Origin of the sequence: Leclercia sp. M-A074-M (genome assembly GCF_965195605.1) — a bacterium.
In the GTDB taxonomy this organism is placed as follows: domain Bacteria; phylum Pseudomonadota; class Gammaproteobacteria; order Enterobacterales; family Enterobacteriaceae; genus Enterobacter.
Genome location: NZ_CBDAHM010000008.1, coordinates 1 through 25106 on the forward strand (window position 1 = coordinate 1; position 25106 = coordinate 25106).

A 25106-nucleotide genomic window follows, 5' to 3' on the forward strand; every position below is an offset into this window, starting at 1 on the left:
GGTTCCACTTTTTAAGGCATATTGTTGCCTGTCAAATTCAGTACCAAGATTGATGCCCCTGTTTTTTCCGCCGCTGTGAAATTCAATGTCTGCTTTGCCCGTATTGGTGGGTAAAACCACAAATTGTCCGCGGCTTCGGGCGGCGTACTCCCACTGCGCTTCGGTTGGCAGGGAGAAAGGCAGGCCCGTCATTTTCCCCAGCCAGGCGCAGTAATCTGCCGCCTCATACCAGTCAATTTGAGCTGGTGTTTGAGGCGTCGAATTAAAATCAGACCACATTTTTTTATAAGCTTTGGTGACTGCTCTCTTCGTTAAATAATTATAAAGAATATAAAAATCAAAATCACTATTACTTATTTTGAACTTGCTCATTGAGTAACTGGTCAGTTCCACCCTGTGCAGGGGTTTGCTGTCCGGATAAGGGTCAATCTGACCGCCATATAGTTTCTCGCCAAAGTCCCCCATTTCAAAATCACCGCCTTCGACAAAAACGAGGTTTGTTTTTATACTTTTAATAAAGTTATTTAGTTCTGCCTGGCTCACCTTTTTATCATTTTCCGGCGATTCCGGTTTATCACAACCAGTTAACAACAACACAGATATTATTATGCTAAGTAATTTTTTCACAGATATCATTCCTCAGGCCAGTGCCTGATGATCAGAGAGTGGGCCAAATTCACCCATCCGGGGATATAACGGGTTAGTGCCCTGCGCCAGTTTATAATCGAAGGTATTATTCATTGCCAGATCATAGCCCCACGCGACCTGATCACGAATGCGGGACTTAATGATGTCCAGCTCATCATCACGGTTCAGGCCTTTCTGTAAAAAACTAGTTATTGACGGAAACGGGAGAGTTGACCACACAACGTGCTGTTTGACTGGGTGGAATACTGTCTTCAGGAACACGCGGAGAACGAAAGGTTCGTCCCACTGTAGAACCTGTTATTCCGTTATAGCTGTTTGAAGATCTCATGACTTTCTGATATCCCTTTCCGTCATATTCGAATTCAGGCTTTTCAGGTCCCTGAGGATCCTTGGTGGGGGAGTTTTTATAATAATCAGGATCATACCAGTCGCTGACCCATTCGAAGCCGTTTCCGGTCATATCGTAGATACCAAGGGGGTTGGGCGGATAAGCATCACCCGGTACATTTGATAATTCTTCAAGATGCGTATTATTCTTTCTTGCGAATAATTTTCGATCGTAACTGGTACTTATGTTTATTCCACGATCTTTTCCTCCGCTGTGAAATTCAATGTCTGCTTTGCCCGTATTGGTGGGTAAAACTATAAATTGTCCGCGGCTTCGGGCGGCGTACTCCCACTGCGCTTCAGTTGGCAGGGAGAAAGGCAGGCCCGTCATTTTCCCCAGCCAGGCGCAGTAATCTGCCGCCTCATACCAGTCAATTCTGACGGGTGTTTCGGGCGTACTGTTATACTCTGTCCAATCATCCTTCAATGCAGCGCGCACTTCTCTTACTGAGTGGTGATGATAATCCAGAAACAGATGATAATCCCGGTTACTGATTTTGAATTTGCTCATTGAGTAGCTGGTCAGTTCCACCCTGTGCAGGGGTTTGCTGTCCGGATAAGGGTCAATCTGACCGCCATATAGCTTCTCGCCAAAGTCCCCCATTTCAAAACCACCGCCTTCGACAAAAACCAGGTTTGTTTTTATATTTTTAATAAAGTTATTTAGTTCTGCCTGGTTCACCTTTTTATCATTTTTCGAGGATTCCGGTTTATCACAAGCAGTTAACAACAACACAGATATTATTATGCTAAGTAATTTATTCACAGATATCACTCCTCAGGCCAGTGCCTGATTATCAGAGAGTGGGCCAAATTCCCCCATCCGGGGATATAACGGGTTAGTGCCCTGCGCCAGTTTATAATCGTAGGTATTGTTCATTGCCAGAGCATAGCCCCACGCGACCTGATCACGAATGCGGGACTTAATGATGTCCAGCTCATCATCACGGTTCAGGCCTTCCTGTAAAAAGGTCCGAAGCTCGGATTCCTGCCAGGATACCAGTGCGTCCTCACTCATCGGATGCGACAACGCCAGATCCGTTCCATCCTTCGAACAGTGGGTCATCACTTTTGTCCATTCACGTCTGGTCTGGATAGTAGACAGAATATTGATAATAGCTTTCTTGCGGTCATGATAAATATCCGGAATAAAGCCATCACCTCGATTGTTAATATCAACATGATCCCAGAACCCATGTCGTGTAAGCAAATACAATAAGTTCCCCTTTGCTTCGGGAGTAAAACTCAATAACCTTTCAGGAATGGTGTTTAATTCTTTTGCAAGTTGGTTTCGCTTTGAAGATGCATTGACTCCATCAGTCATATCTTCCTGGAACTCTTTAAAAGTAGTACGAATAGTGTCAACCATCGTGTCTATTTTATCAAGCAACTGTACAACCTTATCCTTCATATCAGAAATCAGCATGACACATATTTTGCTATACGCTTTAAATGCATCCTCGACAATCAATTCAAAGAAATGATAATCCAGCCCATATAGCTGATAGGCCAGCCAGGCACCGAAATCTGCCAGCTTTTCGTAACCCACCTCGCATAAAAAAGCCCCTTTGGCTCCAAGACCACAACACAAGCTGGCTGCGATTTTAAAGCAAAACTTACCGTTCAAGAATGTACAATAAAAGGTTGCCCCTCCCCCCAGGCCAGCCATACCGGTAATGCTGGAGCCTATGGTACAAAAATCAACGTATTCAGCGGCAGCTTTTGCCTCCTCTCCCATTTTTCCCTGGTACGCTGTCGCGGCAACAGGCTTTAACCACTGAACACCGCCCTTCAGACCAGCTTCTACTTTCGCCCCGCCAAATAGCTCGGCGCTGCTGGTTACACCTTCATCGCCTTCCTTCATCTTCTTGTGGAATGCCTTGCCGGAAATACGACGCTCATTAAAACGAGGAAGGGTATTTTCGGGATCGCGTTTTCCCATCAGAATCTGTTTTGCACCAATTGTGGTGACCTGTAACTGGCTTTCTATCTGGGCAGAGGCACCAACAAATCCAATCAGTTCGGTTTCTAAATACAGGCGAAGCATGCCCATATTCAGAATATCAGCGTTTTCAGGTGTGTACGCCAGCGGCCAGCCCACGCGGTCAGGAAGGTAATAGGTTGCACTGGCAGAGCCTTGTGCAATAGCAAGAACAGCGGAAGCTTCTCCTTTTATAGATAACTTTCCATCTTTGGCATCCCATTCTCCGCTGGCACCAGCGTTGGCAGTAAAGCGCATGAATTGTGCACCGGCAGACACATCAACATGATTACCAATTTCTTTCCCGTCAACAATCAGGCTATTATTCCAGCAATCCGCCCAGTCTGTCAGCGTTTTATCGATTTCTCCGATATCTTCTTTATCCAGGCTGAATAACTCAATACTGGTATCAGGTTTCGGAAATTCTGCTTTCGTGAGCTGTTCTTTTAGCTTTTGGGTATCAATACCTTTCCGGTTACCGTTTTTATCATAAATAAAAATGCTTTCGGCAGCAGAGGCTTTGTCTTTTGCCTTGAGTGAAACGGTATGTTTCTTTCCGGCTCCCAACTGGTCGTAGTATCCCTTTTTTACGTACACATATTTACTACCGGGGCCGGAGCGCCGCCCGTGCTTCTTCTTTGTAATAACCGGTATCAGTTCGACAACGGTCTCATAGCCTGCCGGAGTGAAGTCTCCCAGTTTGTCCCGCAACGCAGCTTTTTTCTCATCCAGAATTTTTTGCTGCGTTGTAGCACTGTCCTCAAGCTCAAATTCCGCAGCGTTTTCGGAAGGGGTACTGAATGCATTGCCATAATTTTCAACAGCTGAAGAGTAGGCCTTACCAGCCTCATGTACATCATTCACTGCTGACAGTAACTCACCCCAGTGACGATCAAAATCATCGCAGGCCTCTTCAGCAAGGATTATCAGTTCTTCAGTATCCGGTCTAAAATAAACAGTGGCAGAAGCGTGGTACACATCCACAGCATTACCATTTTTCTTGCTTAGTGTATTTTGTGCTACAGGTTCACTTTTTCCGTTCATTTTTGTCAGTCCCTTTACTCAAAAAACAAATTAATTGAGTCTGGATCGAGGCCATAATGAGATTGTGTTATGCCATTTTCATCCGTCACTCCCCGGATAAGTTTTCCGTCCGCAGTTTCGATACGGTAAGGCACATAAGGCTTAGGCTGTTTAGTGGATGTATCCAGAATCCTGAACCCCCCATTCATCGGATTATGAAATTCAGGATCGCTAACCGATACTGGAGAAAGTGCCTGTTCTAATGAAGCACTGCCTCCCCATAAAATATTTGCACTTTTTAGATTTATTTTACCTGGTGCACCAATTTCCACCGAGCCATCTTTGATTTTGATATACGCCCCACCTTTACTGGTCAGCGTAATACCCTGAGCAGCGTTCAGTACAATTTCACTACTGACACTATTAATGTTCATTGTCTTATTAGATTGAAGACGCAGAGCACCGGTCTGTGCCTGAATATCCACGGTACCTTTGGCGGCAAATAACTTCATTCCCATTTTCTGGGCAAACAAACTGATAGCTTCACCTGCCGCAACTGTAAACTTCTTAATTATACTTATATCCGCATTCCCACCCGCTGTCGCGGTCAGAGTATGGCCTGCGGAAAGCTGAATAGTTTTCGGTGTAACCAGACCAATACCCGCCGGAGCGGAAGCCAGTAGCCCCGCATCTTTTAACTGTGCAAGCATATTGCCAAGCTGCTGTTGAGAAGCTGTATCGGCTTCCAGCGCACCTGATACACTCGCACTCTGCGCTAGCGCTGTCACCAGTTGCAACGCACCTTGTAACTGAGCGATCGCCGCGTTCATATCCAACATCTGTCCCTGTGCTTTCGGCTGAGCATCGGCACTGAGAAAGATCCCTTTCCCCCCTCTTATTGTGACCCAGTCATCGGTGCGCAGCTCAGCGCCTTCTCCTCGTAATCTCCTCGACGCATCCACATTATGCCCCAGGTTCAGCTGAGTCTTGCCGCCGTAATCTGTGCTGAGCTTGATATGCTCCTCGCCGCGCTTGTCCTCCATCCGCAACTTGTTGTTCGTCGGCGTGCGGATCACATTGCGCGTGCTGTTCTTCTCGGTTACGTGGTCAACATGGCGTGAATCATGCAGCGCATGGGCGATATACGGCCTGTCAGGGTCGCCCTCATGGAACGCGATCGCCACCTCCGTTCCCTGGATCAGTGGAAAGTGGAAGCCGTACACGTCGCCACCGTAAGGTTTGGCGAGACGCACCGGCATGCTCTCCTGCCCCTGCGCCTTACCGTCCCGGTCAGCATCGAATTTCACCCGGTACAGGCCGGAGGCATCCTGCCAGGCATAGATATCATTGGCTTTAGCGCTGGTGACGCGCGCCGTCATGGTGCCCGTCACCTTGGGGCGCGGCAGCAGCGGCGGACGCCAGCACACCGTTTCGCTGTATGGCACGCCAAAAATATCTACCTGAAGAGCGCTCTTGCGGCTGGCGGTAAAATGCGTGCTGATGAGCAGCACCGGTTCCTGTAATAGAGCTGGCAGGGTTGGAGGCAAATTGTCGGTAATGGTCAGAACCTGAGCGGGAGCCAGCCACGCCGCAGTGCTGTGGCCTGTAATTTGCGACTGGTCTGCCAGAAAACGTTCATGATCGAGGCGGGCATAAAAGTTGGCAGTCTCCGCCTGCGGGTCGATTTTGTCGCCACGCGCAAGATGACGTAGACGGTAGTGATAGGCATCGCCATAAGTCACCCCTTCGCCGTCCCCACGGGTCATATCCGCAGGCGCAGACTGCAATATGCTCTGTGCATCACGGTGGTTGTAATCCCGGGCTGTGACACTGGCTTCCACCACATTATGGGTAACATTCAGTCCCCACACCGATTCAGCACCGTTGTCGCTCATCCCTGACGGGCTGTTGACTGGCAGGGTTTTACCAAACATCAGCGACCGCTGCGCATCGGCAAAATGCACCACCTCGCTTTGTGCGTCTTCCTGCAAGGTGAAGAAATAAAAAATCCCCACCTCAGCCAGCAGACGCTGGATGAAAGCCAGGTCGCTCTCCTGGTACTGGTTTATCTGCTCACGCTTCGGGTAGTTTTGTTTAAGATTAAATTCATATTCCCAGCCGTGCAGACCGTGCTCCTGCAGTATCAGCTCCACCACCTCCGGCACTGATTTATTGACAAAGAAACGGTGGGAGCGGAACTGCCTGTCCAGCAAGGATATAAAAGGTTTCAGGGTGATGCGGTACAGCGTCTGGTCGGCAGAGCCGGAGATACGTCTGAAATCCGTGATGACGCCGTGGACCTTTTTTTGCTCAGGCAACACCTCCAGTAACCCGGCCCCCATCGTCAGGGTTGCGGGTTTACGTAAAAACTCGCTGGCGTCAAGCTGCCTGTTAGTGCTGGTAAATATGATGTCATAGGCGTATATCCGGCTCATCCCTTCCATACCACTGAACTCTTCAACATCCAGCGGCCAGGTACAGGAGGGAATATCAAGGCGATAACGGTTCAGGGTTCCCGGCGTCGCAAGAGCGTTTTGCAGAGAGTCTTTTAAAGTCATTATTTTCATTCCATGAATTTAATTAAGAGGATCTGAGGTATAGGGGTATTCACAGGATCCAGCATGGTTGCCCTGAACAGGCGTAATATCAGTATTTTTCATTTCGCTATAGGGCCGTATTATCTCCATATCCGTAAGAGGAATATTGAAAATGCACCCACGGCTAATTTCCACTCCAGAGACCATTCTTCGTGGCGTGTCTTTATGGCGTTTTGATTGCAGTACATAGGAAATGATGAACTGCCCTTTTTCCGGAAAATGATAGAAAGAGGGAGGAAGGCATAACTGACCCTTTTCTACCCTGAGGGGTGGGAGAAAGATAATTTTCTTTTCACGTGGTAGCGTCCCGCGCGGATTAATAGCAATATTTACCGGTTGATAATCCTCTGCATCCGGTATATCAAAACAGATATCTCCTCCTCTTGTACTGACTGTTGTTTCTTCGTCGAATCGCCATCGGTCTCCAGGACAACCAGTAAGCACAGGGAGACAGAATAATAAAAAAAAGGCTGAAAAATAATGTTGCCGGATCATGCTTACCATGGAAACCCCCGCAACGTATTTTCATACTGCTTCTCAAGCACCGGCTCACTGATATTCCCATCAAGTGTAATGACATGATGATCCCGGAGCCCACACCATTTTGTGTATCCCTCCGAAAGCAGAATAAAATGGTCAGAGATAATCTGTGCCTGCTGTTCCATAGGATATTCACTTAAGAGTCGTCCATCCAAAACATAACGATAACTCACCGCCCAGCTCACCAGTCCCCGACCGATGACATTCATTCCCTTTTCCCGCTGCCAGACATGAACCATTTCATGAATAAACATATGTTTATAGAAAGGAACACTGAGCGAATAATCTTCCCGGTAATGCTCACGGAAATAAATTTCTCCATTTGGTGCCATAGCCGTATTTTTGTTCTGCAGCCCAAAGGGAAGATAGCTGTCATGATGGATCCAAACCTTATGATACAGGATCGTCGATCTGAATACCGACTTCGCCAGTTCAACTTCCCCTGTCGTCAGTAACCGCAGTGAGCCTTCTTTCTCTTCTTTTTGCTCAGCTTTCTTTTTTTTATCATGGATAGTCATCACTCACTTCCCTGCCGTAGCTCAATCACAATCCCCTCGTCTTCATCCCAGCCAAGGATCAGGTGCCGTGGCTTTTGCCCCGCCGCCATATGCGTTAGCAATTGCTGGCTCAGCACCGGCAGTATCTGCTGGTTCAGCAGGCTGTCGATATTGCGCGCCCCGGTATCCGGCAGCAGGCAGGCGGCGGTCAGCGCGTCATACAGGCTTTCGCCGATCTCCGTCGTCATTCCGTAGTGTCGTTGCAGACGTGTGCTCACCTGAGCCAGCTTCATACCGACGATGCTGCGCATGGCCTCCCGCGCCAGCGGACGGTAAATCACGGTCTGGAAGCGCGCCAGCAATGCGGGCTGAAAGTGGTCGCGTAAAATCGGGCGCAGCAGTTCGTGCAGGTCACCTTCGGTGGCTTCCGGCTGCTCTTCCAGCATCTGCATGATAGGGTCGCTGCCGAGGTTGGAAGTCATCAAAATCACCGTGTTACGGAAGTCGATTTCCCGCCCCTCGCCGTCGCGCATAAAACCGCGGTCAAAGACCTGATAGAACAGGTTCATCACGTCCCGGTGCGCCTTTTCCACTTCGTCCAGCAGCACCACGCTGTATGGACGCTTGCGTACCGCTTCGGTGAGGATGCCGCCCTGGCCGTAGCCGACGTAGCCCGGAGGCGCCCCCTTGAGCTGGGAGACGGTGTGCGGCTCCTGGTATTCGGAGAGATTGATGGTGATAAGGGATTTCTCGCCGCCGAACAGTTCATCGGCAAGCGCCAGCGCGGTTTCGGTTTTGCCGGTGCCGCTTGGACCGGTCAGCAGGAACACACCCTGCGGGCCATTCTCCGGCGCAAGCCCGGTTTTTGAGGCGCGCAGGCGCTGCGCAATAGCGTTCAGCGCGGCATCCTGGCCCACCACACGTTTGCTCAGACTGGCTTCCAGACTCAGCAGTTCCGTCTGCTCATCCTTCATTAATGAAGAGAGCGGCACGCCGGTCCAGTCGGCAATGACGGTGGCGACAGTACGCGTGTCCACGTCCAGCCCAAGCAACGGGTTACCCTGCTGAACTTCTCTCAGTTGCTGTTGCAGGTCGGCAATCTCCGCCTGACGCGAGATATCCGCGCGGCAGGCGAGCAGTTCTTCTGTGAGTTTCAGCTCCTGGCCGTACTGCGTTTCCAGCGCGTCGAGCTGCAGGATAATGTTGATTTCGTCCTGTTCGATGGCGGCCAGGCGCTCTCCATGGGTGGCGTGACCCACCGCCATATCCTCCAGCAGGGCCTGCTTTTCCATCGCCAGGGCCGTGAGCTGCGCCTTCATCCGGGTTAGCGGTTCCGGCACAGTGTCAAGGCTCATGCGAATACGCGCCGAGGCGGTGTCCAGCAGGTCCACCGCCTTGTCCGGCAGCTGACGGCCGGTGAGGTAACGCCTGGAGAGGATAACGGCGGCTCTAACGGCTTCATCCGTAATGTGCACCCCGTGGTGATGCGCATAGCGGGATTTTAGCCCCCGGAGCATCAGGCAGGCGGTGTCGTCGTCCGGCTCGTCAACCTTAACCATCTGGAAGCGGCGCTCCAGGGCAGCATCGCGTTCGAAGTACTGCTTGTACTCGCTCCAGGTGGTGGCGGCGATGGTGCGCAGTTCACCGCGGGCCAGGGCCGGTTTCAGCAGGTTGGCTGCATCCGCCCCGCCCGCCTGATTGCCTGCGCCGATAATGGTGTGGGCCTCGTCAATGAAAAGGAGAACCGGCAGTGGCGATTGCTGCACCGCGTCTATGATGTTTTTCAGCCGCTGTTCGAACTCACCCTTCACACCTGCACCCGCCTGCAGCAGGCCAAGGTCAAGGGTGCGCACCGAAACAGGTTTAAGCGCATCCGGCACATTGCCTTCCGCAATGCGCAGCGCCAGCCCCTCCACCAGCGCGGTCTTGCCGACACCCGGCTCGCCTACCAGAATCGGGTTGTTCTTGCGGCGTCTTGAGAGAATGTCCACCATCTGGCGGATTTCATTATCCCGGCCAAACACCGGGTCGATTTTACCCTCGCGAGCGCGGGCGGTGACGTCGAGGGTGAACTTATCCAACGCGTTCTGCAGGGCCGGATTCAGTTCCCCTTCTTTTACTCCGGCATCAACCGGCCGGCCGATAAATTCCACCTCACCGCCCTGCGTCATCTCAGCCTCCTGCTGCACCTCCGGTCGCTCGTCCGACTGCGCATCCAGCAATGGACGTAAACGCTCCAGCTGACTCTGGGCCAGCGTTAACAGCGGCCACAGACCATCGCAGCGGGCCAGACTCTGTTTTTCCACCAGCGCCATCAGCAGGTGAATGCTGCGAATGTGCTCCTCCCCTGCCAGCGAGGCGCGCAGCCAGGCATCCTGCATTAACAACTGCACCGCGTCCGAAAGCTGCGGACGGCTGCGCACTGAGCGCGGCAGTGAATCCATGAACACCAGCAAATCCTGCCAGATGGCGTCCATATCCCATTCATAGCGCCGCGCCAGTACCGTCAGATCGCCCTCGCCCTGCTCCAGCAGTTTCAGCAGCCAGTGCTCAGGCAAGATTTCCGCATGGGCCCGGGTCTGGCACAGGGAGGCAGCGCCCTCCATCGCACGGGCACAATAAGGATTAAGACGACGTAACAGGATGGCTGGATTTTCCATGAGATTCTCTCTTTATCAGTTCCGGACACGCTACCGCCCGTCGCTTTTCCTCATTTAAGGAACCCAAAGCGCATTCGGTCAGGCTGGCAGATTGTTTTTTTCTTTGCTGAATACCCGGAGGACCAGGTACTCAGCAAAAAAAGCAGACGGAGAACCGTCTGCTCAGGAAATCAGGCAGTAGCGCGTTCATTCCAGGAATCGGAATGAATGATGTTGCCGTCTTTATAGGTCCAGGTGATTTTTTCGTAGCGCAGCTCAATCTGTTCCAGATGGTTGTGTTTCTCTTTGGAGGGATCCTTGATGTCGTGCATCAGCGGGTTGACCTTCACCACCTTCACGTTCTCTAGTTTCGTGTTGAAGTACTCCACTTCCTGACCCGCATCGTTGATTTTGTACCACTTGAATTCCGCAGACTTCAGGGTCTGACCGGTGGTCACCGCCTTGTACAGGTACGGGCTGGAGGAGTCGATTTCCTTGGTGAACAGGAACGGGGTGTGGATACGCGTGCCGGTCAGCTTGCCGGTGTTATTGTCGGTCGGGATGTACAGATTGTGCTCCTGAGCGACCACCTCGATGCTGCCTTCACGGTCCTTCACGTCTACGGAACCTTTAATGTCCGCGCCGCCGTCATCCTTCAGCCACAGATAAACTGGAATTGCCATGTTAATTACTCCATTTCATTTTTTGATACGTCATCATCCTGAGATGACGCAGGGGTGTTGCCCGGTAACTGACAGGCATTTGCCTGCGGTACCAGACTGATTTCGACACGGCGATTAAGCGCGCGGCCTTCTGTCGTGTCGTTGGTGGCGACGGGTCGGCTTTCGCCGTAGCCCTGCACCGCAAAACAGCTATCCGGCACGTCGCCGGTGTCGCGCATCCAGTCGCGAACAGATTCGGCGCGTTTCAAGGAAAGCGACTGGTTGGATTTTTCATCACCCACGCTGTCGGTATGGCCCGCCACCACGATAAGCCAGCCGGGCTTCGCCTTAATCCCGACCAGGGAGTTCACCAGTAGCCTGGTAGATCCGGGTTTCAGCGCCCATTTGCCGGTGTCAAAGAGAGACATACTGTCGAGGCGGATGGTCTGCGGCCCCTGCACTATTTTCTTTATCACCGGACGTGGCGGTGGCGGCGGCGCCCAGTCATTAATGGCCGCTTCCACAAGTGGTATCAGATGCATGCCCTGGTACAGTCCCAACCCGTAGCGCGGCGGTTCACCGCGACGCTGCCAGTCATCCAGCTGGTGGCTGTCGGCGCGAAGACGGTGTTGCGCCTGCTGTTTTGGCGCGACTGGCGTGCCGCTGAGGCGGTGATAAACGGCAAGATGGTCCCCGACGCTACGCACAAGGCGCTGGTTGTTAATAAAAGACGCCAGCATCGCCAGTACGATGAACACAAAACAGATACCAGCTGCCAGACCTATATCCTGCATTCGGCGGCTGATGCCCTGACGGTGCGGCAAATACGGTAGAAGAACATCCGGGAGGGAGAGAACCTCCGGCACAGGCTCAGGAACGCAAGCCGGAGAGAGCGTGGTGGTTTCCGTTATCTGTTGCTGCCAGAGATTGTTCGCAACGGCGGTGACTGGCGCCAGGCAGATACCGGCGGCACAGAGTTTCAAAGCCGGCAGCTCTCCCTGTCGGCTCCCGAGCGGACGGATCACATGACGCTCAGTCAGGGCCAGCACGCTGTCCAGCCAGAGCGCCTGACAGAAGCGCGAGGTGTTGTCTGACGCCTCCCGCTGCCAGTCATCAACCGGGAGCGGGACATGGTTGTTCTGCCGTACCCGGATACCCGGTAAGTCCGGTGTCACGGTAAACCAGCTCCCGTTTTCAGGAGACCCACCGTCCGGCGGTGATACCCAAACCACACTCCATACGGGTGGCAGTCCGTTCAGCCAGCCCCGGCACTGCGCAATGCTCCGTCGCCAGCCCGTCAGGGACTGCGCCAGTGTCTCTTCCGCATTGTGCTGTTCCGGTGTCACCGCCAGCAGTACGGAGACCTGTGGCACCAGTGCCGGGCGCATGGTAGACAGGCGCTGCGCCAGCAACGGCAGTTGTTCTATACTCTCTGCCCGCAGATACCAGCCCTGACGCGTTTCACGATATACCGTTTCCGCAGGAAACAGGGAAGCGGTATCACCACAGACCACTATCACCGCACCCTTAAACTCTTCCGGCGGCAGGAGGTTCTCTTCAGGATGTGGGCTGACTTCATTATCGTGCTGAAACCGTCGCCATTGACTCCACAGCATCGCAACGCAAATCAATGAAATACCGAGGCAAAATGCAAACCGGCTTCCACGGGAAAGTGGCCAGTAACCCATCACCAGCCACAGCGCCAGAACTGTTGCAAACATGGTCAGCAACACACGGGGAAATTCACGCATCCCTTATCCCCGCCCGGCTATTTGCGACACCATCTGCGCCAGCACAGAGGAGAGCGTCAGCCACAACGCCGCCAGCACCACAATGCCTGCCGCCCAACCGAGCCAGTAAATCCAGCGTCCGCTACGCAGGCCGGATGCCCTGACAATAACAGGCGCGTCCTGCGTAAGAGTAAACGGCGGAACCCGCTCGCTGAGCGCGCGCACCACATCCTCACGCCTTTCATCGTCCTGCGCCCGGTACTGACCGACAAAGCCCAGTTGCAGAGTGCGGTACAGGCAGGTCAGCACCGCCACGTCCGGCGCGGGCTCGCGCAGGATGGTCCGAATACGTTCCCACAGTTCTTCACCCGCATTCAGGGTGCTGAAAAAACGGGCCTGCAGCGGGTCCTTCCGCCATTTACGATAACCATCATCCTGTTTATCGCGGTTGAGCACGCTTTCATCAAGCAGAGCGCAGTAGGCATACAGCATCCGCTCACTGCTCGTTTCACTGTACCCGGCCTGCGCCAGAGACTCACGGGCATCGTTCACCCACCGGCAAGCGCGGCGGTAGAGCGCTTCGCCGTCCTTGATTTCCTGACCACTACGTAATTGACTGACCATCAGCCAGCCAGGATAAAAAGTTCTATTTATCAATTCGGTATCAGAGGTATTCATGAGCGCAGCACCGCAAACAGTTCAAGTTTTATCTCACCCAGCGATTCGGGTGTATAGAAGGTGCAGTTGCCTGCCTCCAGCATGGCGCGGGCCGCATCTGTGGACAGATCCAGCGCAAAATACTGGTTCTCAAGACGCAGCGGTATCGCCGCAGGGACGTGACTCAGCGGTTTAATCACCATTCCGCTCAGGGCGATATTCACCACCTCGGAAACATCATCGTGGCTACCAGCTTTACAAAGCTGCGGGAAGCGGGTCTGCAGTTCGTGGTTTGGCATGGAAGAGCGCACGGAGAGATAAAAATCCGCTCCTTCACGCAATCGCGCATCGAGCAGCTTGCCACGCCAGATCTCCCTGTCATCGCCCTGCTCCAGCGCGATAGCAACAACCCGCGACGGCAAACTGGCCTCAAGAAGTTTGTCCAACAGGGTAAACAGCGGCGGAAAGACTTGTTCTGGCGCATCATGCCGGTAAAGCGGAATATCGTCAGCGTTATGCTCAAGTGAAAAGGTCAGCAGACTGCCCGCCAGCCTCGCCAGCTCCCGGTACAACAGTTCAGGATGACGAGACGGTGACTGGTGCAACTCTGTCAGTACGGGTTCGGTACTGTTCAGGGCATGAAGTAGCCAGAACAGCGACACATCCGCCACGGCAAAGTCCGCCATCCGCTCATTACTTTCGCGTCGCATTGCCATCAGTCGCTTACGTCGGGCCGACAGGCGGTGCAGAAGATCCCTGAGATCACCGTTTAGCACGGGACTGGCATCCAGCGACAGCAGCGGCGGGATAAAGCTGGGATCGCGCACCCACTGTCCCTGGGCGTTGCGGATCAGCCTCGCCACCGGGCAGGTCAGATAAGCGCTGTTTTCCTGGGTGGACAGCCGCAGCGTCATCGAATGACGCAGTACAGCCAGATCGCTGCGCTCATGTCCGGCAAGCTCCTGTACCGTCACCCGTTCTGCCTGCCAGCGGCGCGGACGGGCACTGTCGCGCCCGTCATCCAGATTACCGCCGTTCGCGCTGAGCAATGGCAGGCACAGCAGCACCTCCATACTCTCCTGCACCACCGCGGATATATCACAGACCGGTGGCAGGTTATCCGCGAGATCCGTGTCGACCAGCGTCCCGTCAGCAAAGCGTACGATCAGACGGGTGGCATTGAGCCGGGAAAGCGCCAGTGCGCTGTCGTCAAACTCAGCGCACAGCACACCCCAGGGGTGCGCCAGCGCCATTCGTGCAACAGTATCTGCAACGTGTGCATCCCAACGGGCCTGCTGCTGAAACTGTTGGGGGGCCAGGAAAGCCCCGTCGCTCCACAGCGGACGATAAATTTTCATCCCTGCTCCCGCCTTATGCTTTCGCTTTCGGCATCTGGCTCACCAGCGACAGATTCACGTCCATACCTTCCACCTGGAAGTGTGGCACGGCGTACAGTCGCACGCGGAAGAAGCCTGGGTTGTCCTCAATGTCTTCCACCACCACTTTTGCGTCGCGCAGCGGGTGAGAAGCCTGCAGTTCATCGCCCGGATCGGTCATTTCAGTGACCAGACCTTTCACCCAGGTGTTGAGCTCAAGCTCCAGCAGACGGCGATCTTTCGTGGTCCCGATGTTTTCGCGCTGAATCAGCTTCAGATAGTGGGCAATGCGTGACAACAGGAAGATGTACGGCAGGCGCGCGTTGATGCGGCTGTTGGCCGTCGCATCGGCAGTATCGTACAGGGCCGGTTTCTGGGCTGAGTTCGCCGAGAAGAAGCAGGCGTAGTCGCGGTTTTTGTAGTACGACAACGGGATGAAACCGAGATTCGCAAACTCAAATTCGCGGGTCTCCGGGATCATCACCTCAGACGGGATCTTCACCTGGTTGCCGGTGCCGAGATCGTACAGGTGGATCGGCAGATCTTTCACCGCCCCGCCCGCCTGCGGACCACGGATCTGCACGCACCAGCCGTTGTTGATAAAGCTCTTCACCATGTTGGAGGCGAAGGAGAATGACGCGCTGGTCCACAGGTATTTTTCGTGATCCGGGCCTTTCACCTGCTCAACGTAGTTGAAGCTGCGCACCGGTACGGTGTCCGGACCATACGGCAGACGCCCCAGCACCCGCGGCATGACCAGGCCGATATAGCGGGCGTCGTCGGTGTCGCGGAACGATTTCCACTTGATGTACTCGGCGCGGTCGAAGTAGTTGCCGATATCTTTGATCGCAGCCACCTCTTCCATCGACTCTTTCAGGAAGAACTTCGGACCGACGGAGCCGATAAACGGCATATGCGCTGCGGCAGATACTTTGGAGATGTTGCGCAGCAGCGCCACGTCCTGCGGGCTGGCGTCAAACTCATAAGCCGATATCACCGAGCCAATCGGTTCACCGCCCGGGGTGTCGTATTCAGCTGTATAGGTGTGCCAGTAAAGCCCGCTCTGAATGAGCTCCGGCGCGTCTTCAAAGTCCTGGCGCAGAGCGTCTTTTGAAACATCCAGAATTTCGGTTTTCACATTCTGGCGATAGTCTGTGTTATCCACCAGTTGCTTCAGGCCACGCCACAGGGATTCCACTTTCTGGAATTCGGTATGGTGCATCACCGCATCGAGCTGGCGGCTGATCTGAAAATCAAGTTCTGCGATATGGTGGTCAATCAACGTTTTGTCGAGCTTTTCCACCTGTTGTCCGGAACGGCGGATGCACTCCATAAACACCTGCATCGCCGCAGTCAGACGTTCACCTGCTGACGCATCAGCCAGCGCGGCGTCATCCAGAAACGCATTAATATCGCCCAGGCTGGAGGCTGGGGTCAGATTGATTTTTTCAAACAGAGAGGCGTAAACACCCTCTTTTTCCAGTACAGTAGTTTGCCCCTGAGCAGAGCCATTTTCAGTATTTAAAGACATCAGCATATTCCCGGTTAATCCATTAAAAGAGACATCCACACATTATTTCGGGGCAAGCGCACTCATTTCGTCACGTAACTCCTGAGTTAGCTCCGGATCCTTAAGAATTTTCTCGAGCTCTTTTCTGAAAGTGGCGTTATCCAGCAGGTTAGATTTGAGGTCGCGTAATAAATTACGCATGGCCAGCATCGCGCGGAGTTGAGGAATTTGACGGGCAACCTGTTCTGGTTCGAAATCCTTCATGGAGGAAAACTGCAGGCGGATGTTTTCTTCACCGTCGCCAGAAAGCGTATTCTGTACGGCCAGATTAATCTCGGGGTTAAATTCTGCAAGTACGCTATCGAAGTTGTTTTTATTGATGTTTATTTTTTCCCGCTCCGATAACATGCGGGTCTCCTTACCGTTACTGAAATCGCCAACAGTAAGAATTTTAAGGGGTAATTCAACTTTCTTCTGTGCGCCTCCTGTGTGTAAAGCCAATTTTAAATTTATTCGTGCCTTAGGCACTTCATTCTGAAACGAATCAGCCATAGCGGTCCCTTTTCCTTAAGGAATAGTTGTCGAGTAAAAACCACATTTATTAACGGACAGATAGTAGAACAAAGAATTACACTGGATCAACTAACTATTAATCCAAAGCGAGACTTTACACATACTCTTGTCCTCAATTCGATTAGCAAGTACTGATATCTGACCTGCAAATATTAAAAGGAGAATTCTCACGTAAATAAACAGAAGCGAATACATAACAAATATGCATATTATATTTATTTTAAATGATTTATATAAATTAACTCAAACCATGAATTAATGATAATTACGCGTGAGAGCGAAAAAAATGGCGCCTCAATCAGCGCCATTTACAAGGTGGGCAATATTCATCGCACGAAACGCCACATACAGAGCATACACCGCCCATCCGGTAATCTTCGGGCAATTTTGCCGTACCATACGCCCTTCGGCGTTAAGGCCTTCTTTCGGTGTTCAGGACCCAAAGCGAACAGGCGTGGTGATTAATTACACAGACTCTGGCCGTATCACTCCCGTCACATCAGTCCTGTTCAATGACCGAAAGCACGATTTTCCCCTGAATATGTCCTCGAGCCGCCCGCTCATGCGCTTGTTGCGCGTGCGCAAGCGGGAACGTACTGTCGACAGCTACCTGAATCACCCCCTTATCCATCAATTCGGCAAGCTGGGCGAGCTGTGCGCCGTTGGATCGCACCTGGGTAGCCGAGACGACAACGCCCAACTGCCGGGCCTCGTCAGCGCCTGAAAATCCCAGAGGATAAATCGGAAACAGCGCGCCGCCGCGCCTGAGAGCGCGCAAGAAGCGGCTTGCTGAAGGGCCGCCAACCGCATCGATGACGAGATCTGCATTGCGTACTACATCTTCGGCAGCCTGTTTCGTGTAATCAATAAATTCATCAGCGCCCAGGTTAAGCAGAAACATTTCATGTTCACCGGAGGCCACCGCGATAACATGCGCGCCCTGCCATTTCGCCAGCTGTAAGGCGAAATGGCCGACACCGCCTGCCGCGCCGTTAACCAGAACGGTTTGTCCCGCCAGCGGCACCGGCTTATGCGGGGTTGCCTGTAGCGGATTTGGCACATCATGCCCTTGATCAATCATAAATTGCCATGCGGTCAGCAGCGACATGGGTGCGGCAGCGGCGTGGATATGGTCAAGACAACGAGGTTTACGCGCTACCTCCGTTGCCGCTACGCTGACATATTCGGCATAGGCCCGGCTACCGCCAGCCGCCCCGTCGGGGAAGCGCACCATCGAATAGACTTCATCCCCGACAGAGAACGCCGTGACGTTGTCGCCCACCGCAACGATCACCCCCGAAATATCCGTTCCCAGGATCACGGGGAAAGTGACTTTGGGTTGCCATTCCGGCGGCAACATTCGGTAGCCATCGCGAAGATACCAGTCAGGAGGATTGAGGCCGACCGCATACACGCGGACAAGCACTTCGTTGGGCTGAAGATCTGGCACAGGAACCTCTTCATAGCGAAGTACCTCCGGCCCACCGAACGCGTACTGCTGCACTGCCTTCATCACTTTAATCGACATGGCTTTCTCCTCGGACGTAAATGCGGTATATTTAACGGAGCACTGCTCCGAATATATGGAGCACTGTTCCGCTTGTCAAGGAGACACCATGCGAGCCGATGCGAGAAAAAACTACGACCACCTGATTGCCGTCGCGCGCGACGTCTTTATTGAGCAAGGCGCCGATGCGTCATTGCGCGACATTGCCCGCAGAGCCGAAGTCGGCCTGGGTACACTCTACCGCCACTTCCCGAGCCGCGAAGCGTTGCTTGAAGTCCTGCTGCGTTCAAGCTTTGATGCACTGGCGACCAGAGCCGAAGCCCTTCAGACCAGGGCCGATTCAGCCGAAGCCCTGACGTTGTGGTTGCAAGAGATTATCGCCTTCACCTATGAACATCGTGGCGTTATTGAGCCGATGATGAGCGCCATCGAAGATCCCGATTCCGCGCTCCACACATCGTGCGTCGCCCTTCGCGCTGCCGGGGCAGCGCTCCTTGCCCGCGCTCAGGCCGATGGTAAGGCGCGGGCTAATCTTGATGGTGCGGAATTGTTTGATCTGATTGCTGCGCTGGCCTGGCTGCGTGGACATCCCTCGCACGCTCCCCGCGCCGAACGGATTTTCAGCGTGATTGCAGATGCTATCCTGGTGACAAAAACAGCCAACGCTACAGATAAAAAATGACTTCAATGAGCGCCGATGCCATTCAGAAACAGATCAACCAGATGGGTAATGCGCGGTTCAGGCTCATTATCCTGCTCAGTCGCAGTTAAAATCGCGGTGGCCACAAACACGATATCGTCAAAGGTACCTTTCCCCCTGACCGTCTGAGTATCCCCGGTACGCGCCAGTGCGGTGAAGAACACACCGATCTTTCGTTCGCTTAATGCCCGTTCTTTTGGACGAGGCTATCACGCATTTCTTCGTAAAGGGGGAGAAACTGGCGCTGCAAGTCGCGCCAGCTCTGGGTTTAGCGATGGTATCCTGCCGTCAGCAGGATGTCAGTACGCGTCAGTGCTTCACGATATACATCGTGCGGCTATACGCCACATCTTCCGGGTTGTTAATCGGATAGCCTTTCACCCACGGCTTGATTAACCGCCCGTTGGTGTACTGGTAGATCGGCGCAATCGGGGCTTTTTCCGCAATGATTTTTTCTGCGGTATTGTAATCCGCATTGCGGGCCTGCTCGGTGGTCTCCAGGGATGCCTGGTTAATCACCTTGTCATACGCCGGATCGTTGAAACGCGAGATGTTGCCAGTATGCGTTGAGGTCAGCAGGGAGAGGAAGGTCGAGGGCTCATTGTAGTCACCTACCCAGGAGGCGCGGATCACGTCAAAGTTGCCGGTATTACGGCTGTCGATATAGGTTTTCCACTCCTGGTTCTGCAACTTCACATCGACACCCAGGTTCTTTTTCCACATTGACGCCACCGCGATAGCAATCTTCTGGTGGTTCTCTGAGGTGTTATACAGCAGCGTCAGCTTCAGCGGTTTCTGCGCATTGTAGCCAGCCGCCTGCAACAGCGTTTTGGCCTGCGCGTTCATCTCTTCCTGGCTCATCTGCTCAAAAGGCGATTTCTCCGGCGTAAATCCTGCGGTCACGTCCGGGGTGAAGTGCCAGGCAGGTTTTTCGCCGGTACCCAGTACTTTTTCAGCCATGATGCGCCGGTCGATAGTCATGCTGAGCGCCAGACGCACTCTCGCATCCGCAGTCGGGCCTTTTTGGGTATTAAAGGCATAATAGTAGGTGCCCAGCTGCGGCGGGGTATAGACCTGGCCCGGGATCTCTTTCATTAACTTCTGGTAGAGGTTTTTCGGGAACGATTCGGTGATGTCGATATCATCTGCCAGATAGCGCTTGGTGGCTGAGGACTCCTGGTTGATCGGGATAAAGGTCACTTTCTGCAGAACGGTTTTGTCGTTATCCCAGTAATGGCTGTTACGCTCAACCACCAGCTTCTCGTTGACCACCCGGTCTTTGAGGATATACGCACCGTTACCTACCAGCGCCCCAGGACGAGTCCACTCCGGGCTGCTCTCCACATTCGCTTTTTGTACCGGATAGAAGGCGAAGCTCGCCGTCAGATTGGCAAACCACGGCAGGGGTTTATCGAGCTGCACGCGCAGGGTTCGGTTATCCACTGCCGTTACGCCCAGTTTATCCGGCGTTGCCTTACCGTCGATGATCGCCTGCGCGTTCACGATCCCGGCCAGGGCCGCAAACCAGGCGAAAGGCGAGGTCGTTTTGGGATCAACCAGACGCTGCCAGCTGTAGACAAAATCCTGGGCAGTGACGGGGGTGCCGTCAGACCATTGCGCGTTCTCGCGCAGGGTGAAAGTCCAGACGCGGTTATCATTACTCTGCCAGCGGGTCGCCACGCCTGGCACCAGTTCGCCCTTTTCATTCTGATTCACGAGACCCTCGAACAGATCGCGGATCACCTGAATTTCAGGCAGACCCACCGCTTTAGCGGGATCAAGCGAGGCAGGTTCATCTTTGATATGACGCACCAGCTCCTGTTTGGATGCCAGCGTTGTCCCGGGGGGAACATCCGCCGCGAAGGCGTAAGAAGAGAGGCCACACAACAATAAGGCAGAACAGATCAACGAAACCGGATGCTTCATGAGATCCCCTTTGAAATGATGGGTAACGAGCAGATGGGTAATTATTTGTTTCGGAACAGTGAAATGCAAACAACTTCCGCCGGAAAGTTGATATCTGCCGGTTTTACCTTCTGGCTGAAACTATTTGATTAACCGTGTTTTTTGCACAACACTGCCAGTAATACAATCTGATTCAGGAACCTCTATGTCACTTACCCGCCCAAGAACGGAACGTGGCGCTTTCCCGCCCGGGACCGAACATTACGGCCGCTCATACCTCGGCGCCCCCTTAATCTGGTTCCCTGCCCCACAGGCCGATCGCAACAGCGGCCTGATCATTGCCGGAACCCACGGAGATGAAAATTCTTCGATTGTGACCCTCTCCTGCGCCCTGCGTACCCTTTCCCCTCCGCTGCGCCGCCACCATGTGGTATTAACCGTTAACCCGGACGGCTGTCAGTTGGGTTTACGCGCCAATGCCCGTGGTGTGGATTTAAACCGTAACTTCCCGGCGGCCAACTGGCGGGAAGGCGAGACAGTCTACCGTTGGAACAGCTCCGCCGAAGATCGCGATGTGGTGTTGCTGACGGGCGACAAGCCCGGTTCAGAGCCAGAAACCCAGGCGCTGTGTCATCTGATCCACAAACTGCATCCGGCCTGGGTTGTCTCGTTTCACGATCCGCTGGCCTGCATTGAAGATCCCGCCCACACGGCTCTTGGGCGCTGGCTGGCAGATGCCTTTTCACTGCCGCTGGTCACCAGCGTCGGCTATGAGACGCCAGGCTCATTCGGCAGCTGGTGTGCCGATTTAAGCCTGCACTGCATCACTGCTGAATTCCCGCCGATCTCCTCCGACGAGGCCAGCGAGAAGTACCTGAAAGCGATGACCGATCTGTTGCGCTGGGAACCTCAGAGATGAACAACGCCGGTGCTGTAGTGCAGCGCCGGAGAGACATCCACGGCAAGCCAGGTAGGGCCGTCGAGATCGGCAAATTTCACCTCATTCGCCAGCGGCAGTGCGGCACCAATCGCTCGCGAGGTGCAGAGCATACAGCCGAGCATCAGGGCAAAACCGCGCCGACGTGCCTCGGCGGCCAGCGCCAGCGCTTCGGTGATACCGCCGGTTTTATCCAGCTTAATATTCACCATATCGTAGCGTCCCTGCAGGGCCGTGAGACTTTCCCGGGTATGGCAACTCTCATCGGCGCAGATGGGCAGTGGATGAATAAAGTTCGCCAGCGCGGCATCTTCCCCTGCGGGCAAAGGCTGTTCGAGCATGGCGACGTTCAGATCCGCCAGCAGCTGGCAGCGGGCAGCCAGTCCTTCGCTGTGCCAGGATTCGTTGGCGTCGACGATAAGCGTCGCCTGCGGCACGGCCCCGCGAATGGCGACCATCCGCTCGCTGATCAGACGATCGTCCAGCTTCACTTTCAACAGGCGCGCCCCGGCGTCATAGAGCGCTTTGGCGCTGGCGGCCATCTGAGCAGGCTCACCGATCACCACTGTTTGCGCGGTGACCACCGTTTGCGGCAGGGTCGTGCCCGCCAGCGTCGCCAGAGAGATCCCTTGCTGACGCGCGGCTAAATCCCACAGCGCGCAGTCCACCGCGTTACGTGCGGCACCGGCAGGGAGTAACCGCTGTAGCGCTTCCCGGGTAAGGCCGCGCTCCAGTTCAGGCGCCAGCGCCATGATCTGCGCCATTACCGAGGCGATGCTTTCGCCATACCGGGGATAAGGCGTACACTCCCCCACCCCTTTGACGCCCTCTTCTTCTATTTCTACCACCACCACACTGGCCTCGCTCCGGGTCCCCCGGGAGATCACAAACGGCGTATGCAGTGGCCAGGCTTCTTCATAAACCTTGAGGGTTCTCATCACTCACTCCTGTATAGCGGCTTCGCGCAAATAGGGTTTGCTGTGCTATCGGCTGATGACATACACTAACGACGACGTTAACTATATGTAAACAGGAAGATAACTATGTCACAACTCGTTCATTTCCAGGGCAACCCGGTTTCTGTTGCAGGATCCATTCCTCAGAAAGGCAGCAAAGCGCAGGCGTTTACGCTCGTGGCAAAAGATCTGTCTGACGTCGTGCTGAGCCAGTTTGCCGGCAAGCGTAAAGTGCTGAACATTTTCCCAAGCATTGATACCGGCGTGTGCGCCGCATCTGTGCGTAAATTCAACCAGCTGGCGACCGAAGTGGACAACACCGTTGTGCTGTGCATCTCAGCCGACCTGCCGTTCGCTCAGTCCCGTTTCTGCGGTGCGGAAGGTCTGAGCAACGTTATCACCCTCTCTACCCTGCGCAACCCGGAGTTTCTGGAGCAGTACGGCGTGGGCATCTCTGAAGGCGCACTGAAAGGTCTGGCGGCGCGTGCCGTTGTGGTGATCGACGAAAACGACACCGTCGTGTTCAGCCACCTGGTGAATGAAATCACCACCGAGCCAGATTACGCTGCCGCGCTGGAATCACTGAAGGCGTAACGGCAAGCGTAACAATAAAGCCTCCCTGCGGAGGCTTTTTTATTTTTACTCGTCACCTTTCTTCTGGCTCAGACCATACTCGCGCAGCTTGTTGGCGATGGCGGTGTGAGACACGCCCAGGCGTTTTGCCAGCTTACGGGTGCTGGGATAGTTACGATACAGCTGCGTCAGCACCGAGCGTTCAAAGCGGCTGGTAATGTCGTCCAGCGATCCTTCCATCGCCTCTTCGCCTACCGCCACCGTTCCGGCATCGTAATCCGGCAATAAAATATCCTGCGGCCGCAGCTCATAGCCTTCTAGCTGGGTCAGGGCACGATAGATCGCATTTTTCAGCTGACGAATATTCCCCGGCCAGCCGTAACGGGTAAGAACCGTATTCAGATCGGCTGAAAACTTCGGTCTTGGGATACCCTGCTCATCGGCAAAGCGCGCCACAAACAGCTCGGTCAACGGCATGATGTCCTGGGGGCAATCGCGCAGCGGCGGAATATTGAGGGTCAGAACGTTCAGGCGATAATAGAGATCTTCCCGGAACATCCCCTTCTGCACCAGTTCCACCAGGTTCTTCTGGGTGGCGCAGATGACGCGCACATCCACATGCACCTCATGATCTTCCCCCACCCGGCGGAAAGTGCCATCGTTAAGGAAGCGCAGCAGTTTGGCCTGCATCCGCGGCGACATCTCGCCAATTTCATCCAGCAGCACCGAGCCACCGTTGGCCTGCTCAAAGAAGCCTTTTTTGCCTTCCGGCGCGTGGCCAAACAGCTCGCTTTCAACGGCATCTTCCGGAATAGAAGCGCAGTTCAGGGCAAGATAAGGTTTGCTCGCCCGCGGCCCCGCCTGATGCACCGCATGGGCCAGCAGATCTTTGCCGGTACCGGTGTCGCCGGTGATCAGCAGCGGTGCAGCAAGGTTTGCCAGCTTGCGCGCCTGCTCCACCACGTGGCGCATTTTCGGGCTGACGGCAATAATCTGGCTGAAGGCGCCCGTATCCTGGCTCGACAGGTTTTGCAGTTGACGCCCCATACGGACCGTTGAGCGCAGCATGATCACTGAACCGGTCAGGGTTCTGTCGTCGTTGTCGCCCTGCAGATAGACCGGGGTGAGCTCCATCAGGAAATTTTGTCCGTTAATAACCACATGCTCGCTGTGAGTCGAGCGCGGGTTGCTCTCCAGCCAGCGCTGGAAATTGAAGCCGGGGATCAGCTGGGCGGCGTTGTGGTTGCTCAGTTTCTCCGGCTCCAGGGCAAACAGCTGGCAGCTCGCCTGATTAGCCCGATCGATTTTGCCTTTCAGATCCAGGGATAAAAAGGGTTCGGGCATCGCTTCCAGCAGCGCGCTGAGGGCCAGGTGCTCGCGCTCGGAGGGCATCCACGGCACGGTGCGCACATCCGTAACGCCAGCGATACGGCGGATTTCAGCCATTAAGCTGCTGAATGTTTCGAAAGCAATTTCAGCAAAATTCAGGTAAATCTTCCCGATTGGGTCAATCTCAATTCCACGCAGGTCAATACTCCGCAAAACAAGGAGATCGAGCAGCTCGCGAGTCAGGCCGAGACGGTCCTTACAAAACACTTCCAGACGCATGGGAAAATCACTCTATAAGCCATTAACCCTGAAATGATAAGCCAGATATCTGCAATCGGGAAGACGGCTGTCAACAAATATTGACAGCCTGTGAGCAGGG

The 25106-nt window shown here is 54.0% G+C and carries 21 protein-coding genes; 3 read left to right on the top strand and 18 right to left on the bottom strand.

Annotated features, from left to right (window positions below):
• The 14 genes from ACOKCT_RS16275 to ACOKCT_RS16340 form a co-directional block, all read right to left on the bottom strand.
• The coding region (locus ACOKCT_RS16275) for a formylglycine-generating enzyme family protein (RefSeq protein WP_420193670.1) at nt 1-627 on the bottom strand (627 nt) is incomplete at its 3' end.
• 205 nt (nt 628-832) lie between these two features.
• Entirely contained in the window at nt 833-1801 is a 969-nt protein-coding gene (locus tag ACOKCT_RS16280; RefSeq protein ID WP_236560458.1) for a formylglycine-generating enzyme family protein, read from the bottom strand.
• Nucleotides 1802-1813: 12 nt separating this feature from the next.
• Nucleotides 1814-4060: an ATPase gene (locus tag ACOKCT_RS16285; RefSeq protein ID WP_420193671.1), complete on the bottom strand. Its 2247-nt coding sequence runs from the start codon at nt 4058-4060 to the stop codon at nt 1814-1816.
• Nucleotides 4061-4074: 14 nt separating this feature from the next.
• Complete coding sequence (locus tag ACOKCT_RS16290; protein WP_420193672.1) at nt 4075-6597, bottom strand: type VI secretion system Vgr family protein; 2523 nt, start codon at nt 6595-6597, stop codon at nt 4075-4077.
• Between the two features lie 18 nt (nt 6598-6615).
• Nucleotides 6616-7140 (bottom strand): putative T6SS immunity periplasmic lipoprotein, encoded by a 525-nt coding sequence (locus ACOKCT_RS16295; protein ID WP_199184420.1) that lies wholly within the window; start codon nt 7138-7140, stop codon nt 6616-6618.
• On the bottom strand, nt 7134-7694 hold the full coding sequence (locus ACOKCT_RS16300) for a type IV secretion protein Rhs (protein WP_103179847.1): 561 nt from the start codon (nt 7692-7694) through the stop codon (nt 7134-7136). The genes ACOKCT_RS16295 and ACOKCT_RS16300 overlap by 7 nt, the downstream gene beginning before the upstream one ends.
• Nucleotides 7694-10333, bottom strand: a complete 2640-nt coding sequence (gene tssH / locus ACOKCT_RS16305) for a type VI secretion system ATPase TssH (protein WP_420193673.1) — start codon at nt 10331-10333, stop codon at nt 7694-7696. The genes ACOKCT_RS16300 and tssH overlap by 1 nt, the downstream gene beginning before the upstream one ends.
• Before the next feature lie 170 nt (nt 10334-10503).
• A complete protein-coding gene (hcp, locus tag ACOKCT_RS16310; RefSeq protein ID WP_103179849.1) occupies nt 10504-10995 on the bottom strand; it encodes a type VI secretion system effector Hcp in 492 nt (163 codons plus the stop codon).
• Between the two features lie 5 nt (nt 10996-11000).
• Complete coding sequence (locus ACOKCT_RS16315; RefSeq protein ID WP_420193674.1) at nt 11001-12725, bottom strand: OmpA family protein; 1725 nt, start codon at nt 12723-12725, stop codon at nt 11001-11003.
• 3 nt (nt 12726-12728) lie between these two features.
• Complete coding sequence (gene tssL, locus ACOKCT_RS16320) at nt 12729-13382, bottom strand: type VI secretion system protein TssL, short form (RefSeq protein ID WP_159339426.1); 654 nt, start codon at nt 13380-13382, stop codon at nt 12729-12731.
• The gene (gene tssK, locus ACOKCT_RS16325; protein ID WP_159339427.1) at nt 13379-14719 is read right to left on the bottom strand and encodes a type VI secretion system baseplate subunit TssK; all 1341 of its coding nucleotides are present in this window, start codon (nt 14717-14719) and stop codon (nt 13379-13381) included. The genes tssL and tssK overlap by 4 nt, the downstream gene beginning before the upstream one ends.
• A 13-nt stretch (nt 14720-14732) precedes the next feature.
• Entirely contained in the window at nt 14733-16268 is a 1536-nt protein-coding gene (gene tssC, locus ACOKCT_RS16330) for a type VI secretion system contractile sheath large subunit (protein ID WP_336997901.1), read from the bottom strand.
• A 42-nt stretch (nt 16269-16310) separates the two neighbouring features.
• Nucleotides 16311-16799, bottom strand: a complete 489-nt coding sequence (gene tssB / locus ACOKCT_RS16335) for a type VI secretion system contractile sheath small subunit (RefSeq protein ID WP_420193675.1) — start codon at nt 16797-16799, stop codon at nt 16311-16313.
• Between the two features lie 520 nt (nt 16800-17319).
• The gene (locus ACOKCT_RS16340) at nt 17320-18348 is read right to left on the bottom strand and encodes an NADP-dependent oxidoreductase (protein ID WP_420193676.1); all 1029 of its coding nucleotides are present in this window, start codon (nt 18346-18348) and stop codon (nt 17320-17322) included.
• Between the two features lie 88 nt (nt 18349-18436).
• On the opposite strand from ACOKCT_RS16340, the gene ACOKCT_RS16345 reads away from it, so the two are divergent.
• Nucleotides 18437-19009: a TetR/AcrR family transcriptional regulator gene (locus ACOKCT_RS16345; protein ID WP_103179855.1), complete on the top strand. Its 573-nt coding sequence runs from the start codon at nt 18437-18439 to the stop codon at nt 19007-19009.
• A 2-nt stretch (nt 19010-19011) separates the two neighbouring features.
• On the opposite strand, the gene ACOKCT_RS16350 is transcribed toward ACOKCT_RS16345, so the two are convergent.
• Both ACOKCT_RS16350 and ACOKCT_RS16355 read right to left on the bottom strand, forming a co-directional pair.
• Nucleotides 19012-19191, bottom strand: a complete 180-nt coding sequence (locus tag ACOKCT_RS16350) for a hypothetical protein (protein ID WP_103179856.1) — start codon at nt 19189-19191, stop codon at nt 19012-19014.
• 145 nt (nt 19192-19336) lie between these two features.
• The gene (locus ACOKCT_RS16355; RefSeq protein WP_159339430.1) at nt 19337-20953 is read right to left on the bottom strand and encodes a peptide ABC transporter substrate-binding protein; all 1617 of its coding nucleotides are present in this window, start codon (nt 20951-20953) and stop codon (nt 19337-19339) included.
• A 184-nt stretch (nt 20954-21137) separates the two neighbouring features.
• Here ACOKCT_RS16355 and mpaA point away from each other — a divergent pair, with 184 nt between their 5' ends.
• A complete protein-coding gene (gene mpaA / locus ACOKCT_RS16360; protein ID WP_103179858.1) occupies nt 21138-21851 on the top strand; it encodes a murein tripeptide amidase MpaA in 714 nt (237 codons plus the stop codon).
• On the opposite strand, the gene ycjG is transcribed toward mpaA, so the two are convergent.
• Complete coding sequence (gene ycjG / locus ACOKCT_RS16365; protein WP_103179859.1) at nt 21842-22807, bottom strand: L-Ala-D/L-Glu epimerase; 966 nt, start codon at nt 22805-22807, stop codon at nt 21842-21844. The two genes, mpaA and ycjG, sit on opposite strands and share 10 nt — an antisense overlap.
• 105 nt (nt 22808-22912) lie before the next feature.
• On the opposite strand from ycjG, the gene tpx reads away from it, so the two are divergent.
• The gene (tpx, locus tag ACOKCT_RS16370; protein WP_103179860.1) at nt 22913-23419 is read left to right on the top strand and encodes a thiol peroxidase; all 507 of its coding nucleotides are present in this window, start codon (nt 22913-22915) and stop codon (nt 23417-23419) included.
• A 45-nt stretch (nt 23420-23464) separates the two neighbouring features.
• Here the strand turns inward: tpx and tyrR are convergent, their stop codons facing one another.
• Nucleotides 23465-25006, bottom strand: a complete 1542-nt coding sequence (tyrR, locus tag ACOKCT_RS16375; protein ID WP_103179861.1) for a transcriptional regulator TyrR — start codon at nt 25004-25006, stop codon at nt 23465-23467.
• Nucleotides 25007-25106: the final 100 nt, after the last annotated feature.

Excerpts from the sequence above, each read along its gene's own strand:
- ACOKCT_RS16315 (WP_420193674.1), bottom strand. The coding sequence starts at position 12,725 with ATGCGTGAATTTCCCCGTGTGTTGCTGACCATGTTTGCAACAGTTCTG.
- tssL (WP_159339426.1), bottom strand. The coding sequence starts at position 13,382 with ATGAATACCTCTGATACCGAATTGATAAATAGAACTTTTTATCCTGGC.
- tssC (WP_336997901.1), bottom strand. The coding sequence starts at position 16,268 with ATGTCTTTAAATACTGAAAATGGCTCTGCTCAGGGGCAAACTACTGTA.
- ACOKCT_RS16285 (WP_420193671.1), bottom strand. The coding sequence starts at position 4,060 with ATGAACGGAAAAAGTGAACCTGTAGCACAAAATACACTAAGCAAGAAA.
- ycjG (WP_103179859.1), bottom strand. The coding sequence starts at position 22,807 with ATGAGAACCCTCAAGGTTTATGAAGAAGCCTGGCCACTGCATACGCCG.
- tssK (WP_159339427.1), bottom strand. The coding sequence starts at position 14,719 with ATGAAAATTTATCGTCCGCTGTGGAGCGACGGGGCTTTCCTGGCCCCC.
- tssB (WP_420193675.1), bottom strand. The coding sequence starts at position 16,799 with ATGGCTGATTCGTTTCAGAATGAAGTGCCTAAGGCACGAATAAATTTA.
- hcp (WP_103179849.1), bottom strand. The coding sequence starts at position 10,995 with ATGGCAATTCCAGTTTATCTGTGGCTGAAGGATGACGGCGGCGCGGAC.
- ACOKCT_RS16340 (WP_420193676.1), bottom strand. The coding sequence starts at position 18,348 with ATGTCGATTAAAGTGATGAAGGCAGTGCAGCAGTACGCGTTCGGTGGG.
- tpx (WP_103179860.1), top strand. The coding sequence starts at position 22,913 with ATGTCACAACTCGTTCATTTCCAGGGCAACCCGGTTTCTGTTGCAGGA.
- ACOKCT_RS16295 (WP_199184420.1), bottom strand. The coding sequence starts at position 7,140 with ATGGTAAGCATGATCCGGCAACATTATTTTTCAGCCTTTTTTTTATTA.
- mpaA (WP_103179858.1), top strand. The coding sequence starts at position 21,138 with ATGTCACTTACCCGCCCAAGAACGGAACGTGGCGCTTTCCCGCCCGGG.
- ACOKCT_RS16300 (WP_103179847.1), bottom strand. The coding sequence starts at position 7,694 with ATGACTATCCATGATAAAAAAAAGAAAGCTGAGCAAAAAGAAGAGAAA.
- ACOKCT_RS16290 (WP_420193672.1), bottom strand. The coding sequence starts at position 6,597 with ATGACTTTAAAAGACTCTCTGCAAAACGCTCTTGCGACGCCGGGAACC.
- tyrR (WP_103179861.1), bottom strand. The coding sequence starts at position 25,006 with ATGCGTCTGGAAGTGTTTTGTAAGGACCGTCTCGGCCTGACTCGCGAG.
- ACOKCT_RS16355 (WP_159339430.1), bottom strand. The coding sequence starts at position 20,953 with ATGAAGCATCCGGTTTCGTTGATCTGTTCTGCCTTATTGTTGTGTGGC.
- tssH (WP_420193673.1), bottom strand. The coding sequence starts at position 10,333 with ATGGAAAATCCAGCCATCCTGTTACGTCGTCTTAATCCTTATTGTGCC.
- ACOKCT_RS16345 (WP_103179855.1), top strand. The coding sequence starts at position 18,437 with ATGCGAGCCGATGCGAGAAAAAACTACGACCACCTGATTGCCGTCGCG.